At 33.0% G+C, this 13,813-nt stretch carries 16 protein-coding genes and 1 tRNA gene; 8 read left to right on the top strand and 9 right to left on the bottom strand.

The window, feature by feature from the left end; all coding sequences use genetic code 11:
- Positions 1-60 precede the first annotated feature (60 nt).
- The 3 genes from WKI77_RS01800 to WKI77_RS01790 form a co-directional block, all read right to left on the bottom strand.
- Positions 61-906 (bottom strand): bifunctional 5,10-methylenetetrahydrofolate dehydrogenase/5,10-methenyltetrahydrofolate cyclohydrolase, encoded by an 846-nt coding sequence (locus tag WKI77_RS01800; protein WP_337860122.1) that lies wholly within the window; start codon positions 904-906, stop codon positions 61-63.
- Between the two features lie 2 nt (positions 907-908).
- Positions 909-1,997: an alcohol dehydrogenase catalytic domain-containing protein gene (locus WKI77_RS01795; protein ID WP_337860121.1), complete on the bottom strand. Its 1,089-nt coding sequence runs from the start codon at positions 1,995-1,997 to the stop codon at positions 909-911.
- Positions 1,998-2,546: 549 nt separating this feature from the next.
- Complete coding sequence (locus tag WKI77_RS01790) at positions 2,547-2,723, bottom strand: hypothetical protein (RefSeq protein WP_337860120.1); 177 nt, start codon at positions 2,721-2,723, stop codon at positions 2,547-2,549.
- 819 nt (positions 2,724-3,542) lie between these two features.
- Here WKI77_RS01790 and WKI77_RS01785 point away from each other — a divergent pair.
- The 5 genes from WKI77_RS01785 to WKI77_RS01765 all read left to right on the top strand — a co-directional run bounded on the left by WKI77_RS01785 (position 3,543) and on the right by WKI77_RS01765 (position 6,130).
- Positions 3,543-3,881, top strand: coding sequence for a carboxymuconolactone decarboxylase family protein (locus tag WKI77_RS01785; protein WP_337860119.1), 339 nt, complete (start codon positions 3,543-3,545; stop codon positions 3,879-3,881).
- Positions 3,878-5,038 carry a hypothetical protein gene (locus WKI77_RS01780; protein WP_337860118.1) on the top strand — a complete coding sequence of 387 codons (1,161 nt, stop codon included), beginning with the start codon at positions 3,878-3,880 and terminating at the stop codon, positions 5,036-5,038. The genes WKI77_RS01785 and WKI77_RS01780 overlap by 4 nt, the downstream gene beginning before the upstream one ends.
- A 93-nt stretch (positions 5,039-5,131) precedes the next feature.
- Entirely contained in the window at positions 5,132-5,710 is a 579-nt protein-coding gene (gene ribA, locus WKI77_RS01775; RefSeq protein ID WP_337860117.1) for a GTP cyclohydrolase II, read from the top strand.
- 172 nt (positions 5,711-5,882) lie between these two features.
- Complete coding sequence (locus WKI77_RS01770; protein WP_009886324.1) at positions 5,883-6,044, top strand: hypothetical protein; 162 nt, start codon at positions 5,883-5,885, stop codon at positions 6,042-6,044.
- A gap of 3 nt (positions 6,045-6,047) precedes the next feature.
- Positions 6,048-6,130, top strand: a tRNA-Ser gene (locus WKI77_RS01765).
- Between the two features lie 52 nt (positions 6,131-6,182).
- On the opposite strand, the gene WKI77_RS01760 is transcribed toward WKI77_RS01765, so the two are convergent.
- A complete protein-coding gene (locus tag WKI77_RS01760; RefSeq protein ID WP_337860116.1) occupies positions 6,183-6,995 on the bottom strand; it encodes a UbiA family prenyltransferase in 813 nt (270 codons plus the stop codon).
- Between the two features lie 108 nt (positions 6,996-7,103).
- Between WKI77_RS01760 and WKI77_RS01755 the strand changes: the two genes are divergently transcribed.
- On the top strand, positions 7,104-7,409 hold the full coding sequence (locus tag WKI77_RS01755; RefSeq protein ID WP_337860115.1) for a hypothetical protein: 306 nt from the start codon (positions 7,104-7,106) through the stop codon (positions 7,407-7,409).
- A gap of 17 nt (positions 7,410-7,426) precedes the next feature.
- Here WKI77_RS01755 and WKI77_RS01750 read toward each other — a convergent pair whose 3' ends face one another.
- Entirely contained in the window at positions 7,427-8,368 is a 942-nt protein-coding gene (locus WKI77_RS01750) for an alpha/beta fold hydrolase (protein WP_337860114.1), read from the bottom strand.
- A gap of 296 nt (positions 8,369-8,664) precedes the next feature.
- On the opposite strand from WKI77_RS01750, the gene WKI77_RS01745 reads away from it, so the two are divergent.
- On the top strand, positions 8,665-9,981 hold the full coding sequence (locus WKI77_RS01745) for an FAD-dependent oxidoreductase (RefSeq protein WP_337860113.1): 1,317 nt from the start codon (positions 8,665-8,667) through the stop codon (positions 9,979-9,981).
- Here the strand turns inward: WKI77_RS01745 and WKI77_RS01740 are convergent.
- The 3 genes from WKI77_RS01740 to WKI77_RS01730 all read right to left on the bottom strand — a co-directional run bounded on the left by WKI77_RS01740 (position 9,955) and on the right by WKI77_RS01730 (position 12,445).
- Entirely contained in the window at positions 9,955-10,710 is a 756-nt protein-coding gene (locus tag WKI77_RS01740) for a polyprenol monophosphomannose synthase (protein WP_337860112.1), read from the bottom strand. The two genes, WKI77_RS01745 and WKI77_RS01740, sit on opposite strands and share 27 nt — an antisense overlap.
- A 67-nt stretch (positions 10,711-10,777) precedes the next feature.
- On the bottom strand, positions 10,778-11,806 hold the full coding sequence (locus WKI77_RS01735; RefSeq protein WP_337860111.1) for a TrmB family transcriptional regulator: 1,029 nt from the start codon (positions 11,804-11,806) through the stop codon (positions 10,778-10,780).
- Positions 11,807-11,857: 51 nt separating this feature from the next.
- The gene (locus tag WKI77_RS01730; protein ID WP_337860110.1) at positions 11,858-12,445 is read right to left on the bottom strand and encodes a peroxiredoxin; all 588 of its coding nucleotides are present in this window, start codon (positions 12,443-12,445) and stop codon (positions 11,858-11,860) included.
- 267 nt (positions 12,446-12,712) lie between these two features.
- On the opposite strand from WKI77_RS01730, the gene WKI77_RS01725 reads away from it, so the two are divergent.
- Positions 12,713-13,336 carry a metal-dependent transcriptional regulator gene (locus WKI77_RS01725; RefSeq protein ID WP_337860109.1) on the top strand — a complete coding sequence of 208 codons (624 nt, stop codon included), beginning with the start codon at positions 12,713-12,715 and terminating at the stop codon, positions 13,334-13,336.
- Positions 13,337-13,396: 60 nt separating this feature from the next.
- Here the strand turns inward: WKI77_RS01725 and WKI77_RS01720 are convergent.
- Positions 13,397-13,813 (bottom strand): hypothetical protein (locus WKI77_RS01720; RefSeq protein ID WP_337860108.1); only part of this gene is annotated, 417 nt, incomplete at its 5' end.

Here is a 13,813-nt window from a genome sequence, read left to right as displayed (position 1 = left end):
ATATCAAACATTAAAATAGTAATATATGGTCATCTATAAATGTTTCTATATAAAATGAAACTATGTAAGATGGTGATTTAACTGATATTTAAGTCCGTTCAGAAAATTTTCAAATATGTCTGTTGCAGTTACTATTCCAACTCCGCCTGGTACAGGACTGATATTTTTTGCGACTCTATAGACAGAATCAAAATTTACGTCGCCGTATATTTTAATACCTGAATAGTTTATTCCAACATCTATTACTGTTGATTTCCCAGTTACATAGCTGCTATCAATAAAATTTGCTTTTCCAACGGCAGCAATCAGGATATCATTTTCCCTGGCAATTTTCTTAATGCAAACAGTCTTACTATGGCATAATGTTACAGTATAATCACGATTCAGGAGAAGCATGGCAAGTGGACGCCCTACAACTGCAGATCGGTTTATAATACATGCATTGCCTTCTGGAATTTTATAATATTCTAATATGTCAACAACTGCTCTTGCTGTAGCAGGCGCTATCATTTCATTTTTTGTGTATAAATTTCCCTGATTATATGATGTCATTCCATCTGAATCCTTGTAAAAACTTATATTATTTACTGCATCCTGAAAATTAAAGCCAGTAGGCAATGGCGATTCAATCATAATGCCATTGATTTCTTTTTTATTATTATACCCTATAATATAATTTATCAATTTATTCTGGGTTATATCAACAAATTTTTCCAGTGTAACGGTAATACCCAACTTTATGCCTCTTTTGATTTTGGAATTAGCGTATATAGTGCTTGCAGGATCGTTTCCAACCTGTACTAATTTTAATTCTGGCGTGATTTTATATTTATCTGATATATTGTCAAATTCTTCTCTTAATTTTTCCATTTTTTCATTTGCTATTATTTTACCATCAAGTATCATTTTTACCACTTTATTACAGATTTAATTTCTTCTATTGGTTTTTTCATGAATATTTCTGTTTCATCAGGGCTAAATATTCCGGTTATAAGGTATTTTACTGCACTGCCAGGCATATATTTCCATTTATTCAGATATTTTATAGCATCAAGATAATGTTTTTTTGAACCATCAACGGACCCTGCAATCACAATATTATGTTCAACAATATAACTTATATCAATTCCTGTATAATCTGTTCCAGGTGCAGCTCCATTGGTTCCAAACAGTATGCAAACGCCATTATAATTTAACTTTCTGATAAAACGCATGATTGTTTCGGGATCGCCGCTTGTATCAATAAGGAGATCAATGTAATCTGGCATAGTTTCGTTTTTATAATTAAAAAATGATGCGTTAATCCCATCGATAATTTTCATCTTATCCTCAGGCATTGAATGCCTGTTGGTCATGAAAACATTCATAGTATATTCTTTTGCCATAAATGCGTATAAAAATGCTTCACTCCCAGTACCGATTATGACGCAATTTTTTTGCATGTATGTAGAATCAGAACCAGTAAAAATTGATCTTTCTGATACTTTGTCAAAAATTTCAAATGCCTTCATAACGTTCTTTGTCGGTTCTGTTAGAACGTTGATAAGAATATTTGTTTTATCGTTGATTTTCAATAAGTTTTGAGGAAAATCATAAAAATATTCTGAATTAAACCCATTAAGCCCTCGAACCCCCGCTTCAATGACATCATGATCTGCATCCGAACAGTTATCGGGCCTCCCAATTCTGCAATTTACGCATGAACCCGGACGGCGAACCACTGGAACAACGTAGTCTCCTGATTTTATATTAAATTTGTTATCTTCAATGTCCAGTACCTGGCATACTGCTTCATGGCCTATTACAATGTAATCCTGCCCTTTTGGATTATATGTGAATGGAAGATTGCCAGAAATCATCATTCGATCAGTACCACACAGGCCTGTGTAAACAGGTTTTAGTTTAGCCTTTGCCTCATTGTTTACTTGCAAATCTATATTTTTATAAGATATCCCTCCTGCTGGTGCCGATGTTACCAGTGCTGAAATTCTTGTCATAGTTATGTAATATATAGCATTAAATCAATATATCGATTTCGATGAAAAAAGTTCATTGTATATAATATTAAATAATATTGTGCTTTATTCTTTATATTCTTTTAAAGCCAAATAGGAAGGTGGAAGAGCCAGAAATAAATATTAAAATTTGATAACATTTTATAACGATCATTTTAATTCTGGAATATATTGATGAATTATTTTCTTATGGTTAACGATGCTAACAGGTTCAGGTCAAGGTCAACTACCAAACTCTGATGTATAGGGTCCTGTTACTGTTCCATGCCATAGCTATAGGAGAAGCCTCATTGGAACGCAACTATTAGGTGATTGACAATGGGCTGAAATACGGAGACTTACCGAGTACTTCGATGTTTCTTGATGTATACAAATTGGTGTTGAGTTCAAAATTGCAGTTAAGGCAATGAAATACTGATACTTTCCTCTTGTTCTTGTTGATATAGACACACTTTGAACATTTATTGGAATTATATTTGATTCAAAATATATAACGAACTTACTAATTTTCTGTATCCTGTATTCCATAAACTACGCCAACTGATATGGTAGCCATGAACCAGGCCTCCTGTTAAATGCTTTTCCCTTTGATTTCTTTCTTATCTCTGCTGATTCCAATTCTTCAAGTGTGATGATATTGAAGGAAAGAGTCTCCATCGATTTTGATATTGCATGATTTGTGTTTAGCTCGACCCATCTCTCTTTCACTTAATTCTCTCAGTTTTTTGTGAGTGAAATGAGTGCTTGCGTGCTGTAGCCTTGCATTGTTATGTTAGAATCTTTTTCTTATTTTTAAGATTTCTTTAAAATTGAAGAACAAATTGTTAAAGAGCCGGCTATGTTATTTATTCCTCTGTCTATTCCTGCTGTTCTGATTCGGCCTTATTTTTTACTTCCTGACCTCACAATTTAGCCTGAACCATCCTGAATGTTTTTGATATTTCTAATCTACGGTAAGCAGTGCATTTATGTATTTTTCCCTGCATTTATCAATAAGCGGAGAATACGCTAAAGAGAAGGCAATACTCCCTGCAGCTGTGGTAAGAGATACTATACGTGAATCAGAATAAAATTTGAACGTTCTCCTGTTATATCTTACAGTTATAGATTTCCTATGTATTTTTTTGGCTTTGTTCAGTTCGGTAATTCCTATCCTGATCTCCTGTTGCTAGAATCGGTGTAGATAGCAACATCAGGAGCCATTTTCTTATTTGCCTGTATTTTGTTTTATTCAGTTTGAATTTGTTAATTGTGTTTTCCGTAAAATCCTGTTCCATGGCGAACCAGCATACTTCCCTGAACTGTATCTCCCTCAGGATAAGGGATTCATAGAAAAGCTTGAGCTTAATGTTCTTAACATCATTTATGAAGTAACAGAATGTGTTATTATTCTTTCCTTTCTACAATATCATTTAAATTGATCCTCCCGCACGAAGGATAAAAGAAATATTTCAGTAAGAAATAATTTAACACATAATGATTTAAAGCAATATTAAAATACAAATCAGCAATAATTAAAAGATAAAAATGGATGCCAATAAAAAGCTTGAAGAAGTGAACAGGATAATGAAAGAGGCTGGAAAGGATAACAATGATTTTGCAGACGCTTTCATGAGATTTATGGGGGAAACAATGAAGCCAGGGGCACTTGATGCAAAAACCAAGGAGTTAATTGCACTTGCTCTTGGCATAGCGGCCAGATGTGAATGGTGCATTTCTTACCACGTTAACAGTGCGATAAAAGCCGGGGCAACAAGAAAGGAACTCATGGAAGTTGGTTATGTAACTGTCCTGATGTATGGCTCACAGGCATTGATGGAAATGAATAGCCTCCTGGATGCAATAAATCAATTTGAAACTAAATGAACCTTTACAACTTTTTGAAAAGGCTCAATGATTCGGTAAGATACTATGAAAGAGTGGATAGTGAAATTAATGAAATTGTTGATTTAATCCACCATGGCTATTCAAAAGATTACATAAAAAAATTCCATAAAATGGATTTTGAATTTTTATTTGAATTTGCAAAAACAAGAATAAAAATTTCTGAAAAATTTTCACAGGCCAATCATCTTTTCATGGACCATTATTCTGCCATGTATTCTACACCAGAGATAATAGGAAAATACAGATCTAAAAAACTTGCAGGGAATAATATTATAGATGCTGGAAGTGGTGCAGGGATGCAGGATATAATGTTTTCCCAGTACAGTAAAGTAACTGGCGTAGAAGTGGATAAAACCCGCTATCTCATGGCATGCCTGAACAGAATTCCATATAATTCCCAGGCAAATTTTATTAACAGTGATTTTTATGCATTAAATGCCGATTTTTCTGGAGCCATTCTATTTTCAGATCCTTTAAGGCCTGCTAATTCACAAGAAAAAACTTTTTCTCAACTTTCACCTGACCCGTATAATATAATTATCCACAGGCCTGAAATTTTAGGTTATGCTATAGACCTTCCCCCACATATTGAGTGGAGCAATATACCATTAAAGGGAGAAAAAGAATATATTTCTTATAAAGGTGTATTAAACAGATTAACATTATATTCGCATACAATTTCTGAAAATAAAAATACTGCCGTTATACTTCCTGAAAATATAATAGTAAGTGGTGAGCCTGAAGAAATCAGATATGAAATATCAAATAATCCACAAGTTGGCAATTTCATATATGTTCCTGATATCACTTTATTATATGCAAAACTTCTTCACATGGTAATTAAACCAGAATGGGTAGCTATATATATAGATCAGAGGAGGGTTATATTTTCTGGTAATTCATACGAAAAGTTATTTCCTGGCAAGCAGTATGCAGTACTTGGCATTTCATCTAATCTTGATTTTTTGCCATTACTGCAAAGGATTAATGCAGGTAAAATATTTTTTAGATATTCTATGGCACCAGATGAAACGTATCGATACAAAAATTTATTTGAAAAAGAATTAACCGGTGTAAAAAATATATATGTATTTAAGGCAGGAAATACATATATTCTGTCAGAAGAAATAAGTTAAGATTTTACGATAAATTAAATAAATTCAATCAAATTTGTATAAAAAATTTTTTAAATATCTTTTTATAGAATTTAGTAATTTCTTTTGATTACTATGATAGAGTTCTATGCTAAAGCTAAATTGCCTACACGATTTGGCTCATTTCAAATATACGTTTTCAAAAATGATGATAATAAGGATCATGCAGTACTCGTACATGGAGATGTAGAAGAAAAAGAAAATGTTCCGGTAAGAATACATTCTGAATGCCTTACCGGTGATGTTTTTGGTTCAATGAGATGTGATTGCAGAGATCAGTTGCTCACATCCATGAAGTATATAGCAAGCCAGGAAAATGGAATATTGATATATTTACGGCAGGAGGGGCGTGGAATAGGCCTACTAAACAAAATAAGGGCATACAACCTTGAAGATAATGGCAAGGACACTGTTGAGGCAAATATAGAACAGGGGTTGCCAGCAGATAACAGGCATTATAATTTTGCCGTTGATGTAATAAAATATTTCAATATTAAATCAGTCGATTTGATGACAAATAATCCAGAAAAAATAAACTATTTAACAGAAAATGGTATAAAAATCAGCAAAAGAATACCGGTTATAATCGCACCGACTGAGTTTGATAAATTCTATCTTGATACTAAAAAAGAAAAGATGGGGCATCTGCTTTAATAATACATGATTTAGGCTAAATTAATTCAATATTAAAAATATTTTAATTGTTCAGGATATTGTAGGATAGATTCAATGGCACTAACGCAAAAACTATATATGTATAATTTCAAATATTATAATAGAAAGATTATATTAAAAAACATAATATATGCTTAATAATTACAGGTATATGGGAGAAAGCCTTGCTGATATAGAAATATCAAAAGATGGTGAAATTTACTATGTTCGTATGACCCTGCCAAGTGGTGAGGTTGTTAGTATGGAAAATGAAAACTTTGAAGAGATATTGGAAGAAATTGCCAATGATCTGCAGGACAGGTATCCAGCATAAGATGCGGGGATGGCCCAGTGGTACGGCGGCAGCCTGCTAAGCTGTTTCTCGAAATGAGAGCATGGGTTCAAATCCCATTCCCCGCGTTATAATTTATATTTTTTCTATTTTCCCAAATTTTATAATATAAATGATAAATTAAATTCCACCGAGCAGAAAGCAAAACATGCCCGATATCATTGCAATTTTAGAAATTTTTTCGCCTTTTGATATATTTTTATTCAAATACAGCAATGTAATGGTAAAAAGGAAGTCATCAATTAATACTGCATATAGATAATATATAGATAGTATGTGAAAATAATATGGTAGAAATGAGATGGATATTGTTATGAGTATAAATACTGCTGATACAATTTTCGCATTTTTGATTCCATATTTTTTGGGAAACGTAACTCTATCAAAATCACCCTTGATGTCTTCAATATCCTTCATTATTTCTCTGGACATATTTGAGAAAAATGCCAGCAGGAACAGGAGAATCATTTCAGGAATAGTGCTAGTTATAAAACCTCCGTAAAGAAATATCATGCCTATCAGAAGGCTAATTGTTAAATTCCCTGGAAGCCCAATTTTTTTGGTTTTAAATTCATAACTGACAAGAAGTGCCTCTGCCATTATAACAACAAGGCTGATCAATATTGATATAAAAATAGATATTATGAACGCTGCAGCAAAAAAACCTATTGCAAGCTCTCTTGCAGAGTTTTTTGTTATTTTTCCTGATGGTAATGGCCTGTCAGGATGATTATATTTATCTGTTTCAATATCACTGATATCATTTATTATATTCCCACCGGCAGTTACGAGAAATACACTTATGGCTCCCAGAGTGAGTGGCACTATAAATTTAGAAATATGTATATTTACGGCTATGAATCCAACTATATATATAGAAAAGAATCCCATAAACCCGTTTACTGGACGTGTAATCTTAAGCCATTTATTCATTAAAAGGTTTATATTTACATTAATATTATATTTTTGTTACAGTACCGGAAAAACAGGTACGAAATTTAATATCCAAACATTTATATATGGAAATTCGTTTTAAGTATTATGGATATATCTGGTTACGTTATACTTATTATCGCTTTGATTGATGGTTTATTGTTTGGACTTGCGATTAAAAAAGGAATTACATCGGCCATATTGCTTATTATTGCCTTTGTTCTGGCTACATATGCGGGACTATCGTTCATACCACATATTTCTGCAAGCACAGCATTTAGCGACGCATCTAAATTCTTTTATGCGAATATAAGCAAAGCTCCGGGATTATTAAGCCTTGGGCATGTAGGTTCAGTTACGCTTGTTCTTGTTCTTTTCCTTGTTGGCCTTGGTGTCGGAATATGGAAAGGATAAAGATATAATATAATTTTTTATTTATAAATTTTTAGAATTTCTGGGAATGAGTCCAGATAGAAATAATTAATGTTGAAATGTCCGGCAGCATATTCCCTGTAATAATGCTTTATTTTATTTTCTTCCAATATTTTATGGATCATATTCATCCCTATATCTATTCTAAATTCATCTTTATTTCCGGTCTGGAGCACTATGATTTTATTCCTGAGTTTATTAATTTCCGTTTTTAATCTGTTAACCGGATCAAATTCCAACCATTTTTCCCAGATTTCATTAATAATTTCTCCAGTATCAAGTGAGAATGGTAAATTTATATTAAGGCCATCTGGTGAATATGAAGCTGCCATTGCAATTACATTGTACGCAGTAAGTTCGTCCTGACTATGCGTAAATGATTTTCTGTATGTTTCGATAAAATCTTTTAGAGTGCTTGCCTTAATCGTTTTGTATGCAGTTGGAAAATCCTGCATATAAGAATACTGAAAATATGAGTCGCCGGAAATATCAATAAAGCCTTTGAACAAATCAGGATAATCCATAGTAAGGGATATTGAGCCAAAACCTCCAGATGATTTGCCAAAAAGGTAAATGTCCCTCTTACCGTATAATTTATGTATAAAATTTACAATATCTTCAGCTATATAGGTTTTATAATTGCCTATAGCAGTTGAATCAACAAACTGATTTCCGCCAAACTTTGTCATTGTGTCTGGTAAAATAATTATATATTCATATTCCTGACCGAGCTTTTCGAGTACATCCCTGAAATCAAAGGATGTGTAACTTTTATTCATGAAACTGTTTCCAGACCCAAAAAATCCTGGTAGGCCAATAAATACCGGAGTATTGGAATCAACATTATTTTCTATTCTTATTATTTCTCGTTCCCATGCATCGCCAAGTGGATTCCCATGAAGGGATTGTGCCTTAATCTTATCCTCTACAATATTGTACATAATAGTTTATGTTTTCTGGCTTATATATATTTTCGCGTAACAATTTTTATGTATAGAAATGCGAATGTAACAAAACAAAAGGTTTATTAACTGTTATATTTATTTAGTTTCTGGAGGTGCTTCAATGGCTAATTTTATAATGGATGATGAAGAAGACGACGATGATGATGATGATGAAGACGATGAATAATAATGCATGAAAGTATCTGCTTTTGAAATTTAATTGCATTATTATCAATTTTTATAATTAATGGATATTTTGATTAATTTTAAATAAACAATTAATATTGTTAGATATGAACATAATAGTTATTGGAGGTGGCGCTGCCGGCATGTCTGCAGCATCAAAGGCAAGAAGAATGGATAAAAATGCCAGCATAACAGTATTTGAAAAAACGGAATTTGTTTCATATGCCGAATGTGGAATGCCATATTATCTTTCAGGCTATTTTGATAATATGGAAGATCTGCTTCATTATCCTTTAAGTGAATTCACAGAAAATAGGAATATTAATGTTATTACCAGAACCAGTGTTACATTAATAGACCGAAATAAAAAATATGTGGTGGCAGGTGATAAAACATATTATTACGATAAACTTGTAATTACTACAGGTGCGAGCCCGCGTGTCCCTGAAATATTGAAAGGTCATGTCCTTACGTTGAGAAACATGGATGACGTAAGAATAATTAAACAGAGAATTTCTGATTTAAAAAATATAACAATAGCAGGTGCAGGAGTACTTGGAACTGAACTATTTTCATTGCTCGGAAATAAATACAGTGTAAAACTGATTTCAAAACACGAATATGTATTACCGCATCTGGATAAGGATATGGGAAATGTTTTGACTACAATATTAAGTGATAATCAAAAGGATATAGAATATAATTCTGTGCCACTTTCAATATCAGGAAATTATGGAAATTATTCTGTAACAACAGGGAAAGGAACGTTTAATACGGAAGCTATAATTTTTGCGGCTGGAATCATGCCATCAGTAGAACTGGCTGAAAAGGCAGGAATAGGTCTTACTGCAGATAAACTGATAAAAGTAAATGATTATCTGCAAACTTCAGACCCGGACATTTATGCAGCAGGGGATAATGTGGCAACTAAAAATATTGTTACCGGAAATTATGGATATTTTCCACTTGCCCAGATTGCCAATAAGATGGGAAGGACAATTGGAATTAACCTTTTTGGAAACAAAAGAATTTTTCCAGGTGCCCTTGGGACAACTATAATTAATGTACTTGAATATCAGGTTGGGTACACCGGTGTAAATGAAGCTGATGCAATCAAATCAAGAATTGATTATGGAAGCATCTTTATAAAAGCAAAGAGCAAATCCAACTATCTGCATGGTTCTGATATATTCTTGAAACTAATTTATAGAAAAGAAACAGAAGAAATTATAGGAGGGCAGATTATAGGAAAGGACAATGCCGCGTGGAGGCTTAATGTAATTGCCACTGCAATATCGGCGCATATGAAATTGTATGATTTAATGTATGATGACCTGGGATATGAACCGGAATATGGGCCTGTTTGGGATCCGATAATAGTGTCTGCAAGCATTGGATTAGACAAAACGGATAATAAAAAATGAGATGACTATTATTAGTATAACAAGTGCGGACATGCTTATTATGGGCCTGAATATTTTTTTGTTATAAATAACAAAAAGAAAGAAATTTACAATTTCACGCATTTTCAATTTTGATTTTCCCTCTGTTCTTTTAACAAAAACAACCGGATACTCAGTGATTTTGAATCCATTATGTGCAAGACGGTTCACGATGTCGACCTGGCCAACATATCCGTTTTCAATATCAACCTGCTTGCCTATAAAATCACAGGCCTTTCGGCTGTATACCCGAAACCCGGAGGTGCAGTCATAAAGGTCAATATCAAAAGAAAGTCTGAAAATTATATTTGCAATTCTGCTTATTATTTTACGGATAAATTCATCATTTGTTATTCCGTTGTCTGTATAGCGAGATCCTATAACAAGATCAGAAGAAGTGTCTATTGCCTGCCTGATCATTCCTGGGACATCGTCAGGATTGTGAGAAAAGTCAGCATCCATTACAACAACATAATCCGTGCCGCTCAATCTCATGCCGTCTATTTCAGCACTGATAAGCCCAAGCCTTCCATTTCTGAGAAGAAAATGAGCGTTATTAAAGTTTTGTACCAGTTCAGATGTGCCATCCGTGGATTTATCATCAATAATGTATATTGACGCAATATTATTTTTCTCCAGAGCTGGAATAAGTCTGCTAAGATTATTTTTCTCATTTAGTGCCGGAATAACAACAGAAGCATTATACTGCATATTAACTGTAATAAGTTATTTAATTTAAAATATTTGTATTTTACAACATCTTAATTAAAATTAAGTTTTATTTATTCTGTACTTTTTCTGCTTTTAACTGGAATGTTTCCAGCCTTATGTCCTCGATTCTTGTCAACCTGCCGCCAACGGTGAAGACTCTTTCATCGGTTTCAATCAAAAACGAATTTTTGTAACCTGGTATTACATCCGTGCCCTTTACCGCACCATTTATATCAATTTCACCGTTCTGAGTTTCCCCAGTAACTCGGCCTGTTAATTTATACCCATTATTCATAAAAACATTTATTGCCTCGCAGGATATCCATGATGTCTTAAATTCCCAGTTATCTTTAATCTGAAACTTTGAAATATAAATAGATGGTTTCCATATAATGTTGTAATAATAATAATTAATGATGTGTATCATTTCCTCTTCCTGAAAATCTATGGCGTATTTTGTTTTAGTGCTTATATTATCTACGTAAACTATTGCCTCGGCCCTGTCTTTAATTATTATTTCTGGAGATATGCCTGGTCTTCTCTTGATGACTGCTGTATTTACCATGTCTGTAATATCATACCCGTCCGAATCCGGAAATACCGTTAATATGACTGAAACTCCGCGTTCTGCTGCTTCAATTATATACTTATCAAGATATTTCAAAAGAGGCAATCTGAGTGATACAATAATTTCTGTTTCTGCATTGATAATTATATTTTTCATCTGCTCCCTGATCAGGTTTACATTATCCATGTACCAGAGATATGGATTATATTTTGTATTCTCAGGCTCAGATGTTTTAACAAATTCTGTTAAATTATCTTTATATGATGCCATCTCATTTATTATTCTGTTAAGCCCAATATCAGGAGGTACGGCTCTATAAATTTTCTTCTTTCCAGGGCTTATTTCTATTAATCCTTTTTTTAAAAGATTATTGAAAAGGTCGTAAACTCTAGGTTGTGGCACGCCGGCAGTCGATACTATTGATGTAGAGGTCTGAGGACCGTTTAACAGTAGCGTTTTATAGACTTTAATCTCATATGGAGAAAGCCCAAATTTAGACAGTTTATCAAATAATTCGTCACCATTCATATATGATTATTGTAATAACATAAATAAATATTTATATTGTAAAATAAAAAATTATAATTTTCCTATATCTCTTACTATGTTTATATCCAGTGGTTTTTCTCCGGGAGTCCAATCTGCCGGAATTGCACACATATGACCTGCCCCTTCTGGTGTGTCATGAAGTACTTTTAATCCCATAAATGCGCCATAGATATGCCTGACATCCTTTCCAAGTCCATTGTTAAACATTGCTTCATACTGGATTTTTCCTTCAGGGTCTATTATAACAACGCCTCTCTGTGCCTGATATCCCTTTGAATCCAGGAATCCATAGTTCTTTGCTATTTCCTTTGTATAATCATCTACCAGAGGTATCTTGCTCTTGCTTACTCTTGGGGATGTATCACACCATGCCTTATGTGAGAATACAGAATCCTCACTGACTCCAAAAATCTGAGCGCCTTCCTTGAGGAATTTATCATAGGAACCCATTAATGCCTCAATATCTGTTGCGCAGACGAAGGTAAAATCCCCTGGATAAAATGTCAATATAACCCATTTTCCTTTATAATCTGACAGCTTAATCTTTTTTATTTCTTTCTTTTCCGGAAAGTATGTATCCGTTTCAAATTCAGGTGCTAAATCTCCTATCTGTAACATTTTTATCAATATTGGATAATTATATCTTATATTAATTTAATCCTTTTAAGCAAGGTATAAATAAAAACATAATGCAGCCAATAATTTCATATATCAGGAAAAGGCTATTTAAAATTAAATAATGCAGTAACTGTGAAATTACCATGGCATTTTATCATAATATTATGCATAACTTCATTTGAATGCTGCCTTCTTTTTAATAAAATTATAGCCACACAATATAGATAATTGACAGAAAATTTAATTAGTTATATGGAATTTATATCTATGAATTTCAAAAATAATGAAGAAGATTATGTTAAAACAATTTACTCATTATGCGAGGCGTTCTCTTCAGCTAATGAAAATCAAATAAGCAAGGACTTAAATGTATCAATGGCCACTGCTTCTGAATACCTTTCTAAACTGGAAAAGAGAAATATAATAACCAGGAATAACAGAAATATCTGCCTGACACCACAGGGCTATATCATGGCCATTCCAATTATAAAAAAACACAGAATTTCTGAAGTTTTTGCAGTTAAGATGCTTGAAGTGCCATGGGAATACTCACATTCGGCAGTGATGGATATCGAACATACAATAGATGATAAATATTTTGAAACATTTGCTAGAAACCTTGGCAATCCAGTTAAATGCCCGCATGGGAATATGATTTACTTGAATGGAGAGGTAAAAGATGTAAATGCGAGGGTAGCAACACCGGGAAAATATAGGATCAATAGAATTGTATACGAAAATAGTGGAATACTTAAACAGCTAGCAGATCTGGGAATGTATCCAGGCACAGATGTAAATATTATAGTTAATAATGTTACTGTGCTTTCAAATGCAAATGGCGAGCTTAAACTATCTCTTCCATGGGCAAAAACAATAAGACTTGTTAAATAATTATAAATAAGTAAATAATAATAATTAGATAGATTATTTTTATAATTTCTCAATATCAGCCTATGGTTCACTTTTCTTTGCTTTAGTTGATTTTTTTGTGGATAATGTGCGTTTCTTTAATGTTATATTGTTTTCAACCAGAAAACGGTATTTTTCTAGGAGAACTTTGAAGTTGTCATTTGCAGCGGCCAGCAATTCTATTGTATCCTTTAAATTCCTTTCATTTATTTCGCGTGTTTTTATATTTTGGCTCAATTCATAATTGTTAATTTCCATTTCCCCAATAGTTTTACTTTTTCCCTTAACTTCATTCTGAAGCGATGAAATTTTCGATGCCTGTTCACGGTTTGTGGCAAAAATTTCTTTCATATTATTTTCTAATTCTTTATTTTTTGCTTCAAGTTCAGAAATAGATTTCGATTTGGCGCTTATTTCTTCATTGAGTTTTGAAATTGACTTTAGGTCAGAAGCACTTGT

The organism is Ferroplasma sp. (genome assembly GCF_037442045.1).
In the GTDB taxonomy this organism is placed as follows: domain Archaea; phylum Thermoplasmatota; class Thermoplasmata; order Thermoplasmatales; family Thermoplasmataceae; genus Ferroplasma.
The sequence above is the reverse complement of the archived record's forward strand: the minus strand, read 5'-3'. Positions and strand labels throughout refer to the sequence as shown.

What these genes read in the sequence shown, in the direction of transcription:
- WKI77_RS01800 (WP_337860122.1), bottom strand. Translation starts at nt 906, where the DNA reads ATGATACTTGATGGTAAAATAATAGCAAATGAAAAAATGGAAAAATTA.
- WKI77_RS01795 (WP_337860121.1), bottom strand. Translation starts at nt 1,997, where the DNA reads ATGACAAGAATTTCAGCACTGGTAACATCGGCACCAGCAGGAGGGATA.
- WKI77_RS01785 (WP_337860119.1), top strand. Translation starts at nt 3,543, where the DNA reads ATGGATGCCAATAAAAAGCTTGAAGAAGTGAACAGGATAATGAAAGAG.
- WKI77_RS01780 (WP_337860118.1), top strand. Translation starts at nt 3,878, where the DNA reads ATGAACCTTTACAACTTTTTGAAAAGGCTCAATGATTCGGTAAGATAC.
- ribA (WP_337860117.1), top strand. Translation starts at nt 5,132, where the DNA reads ATGATAGAGTTCTATGCTAAAGCTAAATTGCCTACACGATTTGGCTCA.
- WKI77_RS01770 (WP_009886324.1), top strand. Translation starts at nt 5,883, where the DNA reads ATGGGAGAAAGCCTTGCTGATATAGAAATATCAAAAGATGGTGAAATT.
- WKI77_RS01760 (WP_337860116.1), bottom strand. Translation starts at nt 6,995, where the DNA reads ATGAATAAATGGCTTAAGATTACACGTCCAGTAAACGGGTTTATGGGA.
- WKI77_RS01755 (WP_337860115.1), top strand. Translation starts at nt 7,104, where the DNA reads ATGGATATATCTGGTTACGTTATACTTATTATCGCTTTGATTGATGGT.
- WKI77_RS01750 (WP_337860114.1), bottom strand. Translation starts at nt 8,368, where the DNA reads ATGTACAATATTGTAGAGGATAAGATTAAGGCACAATCCCTTCATGGG.
- WKI77_RS01745 (WP_337860113.1), top strand. Translation starts at nt 8,665, where the DNA reads ATGAACATAATAGTTATTGGAGGTGGCGCTGCCGGCATGTCTGCAGCA.
- WKI77_RS01740 (WP_337860112.1), bottom strand. Translation starts at nt 10,710, where the DNA reads ATGCAGTATAATGCTTCTGTTGTTATTCCGGCACTAAATGAGAAAAAT.
- WKI77_RS01735 (WP_337860111.1), bottom strand. Translation starts at nt 11,806, where the DNA reads ATGAATGGTGACGAATTATTTGATAAACTGTCTAAATTTGGGCTTTCT.
- WKI77_RS01730 (WP_337860110.1), bottom strand. Translation starts at nt 12,445, where the DNA reads ATGTTACAGATAGGAGATTTAGCACCTGAATTTGAAACGGATACATAC.
- WKI77_RS01725 (WP_337860109.1), top strand. Translation starts at nt 12,713, where the DNA reads ATGAATTTCAAAAATAATGAAGAAGATTATGTTAAAACAATTTACTCA.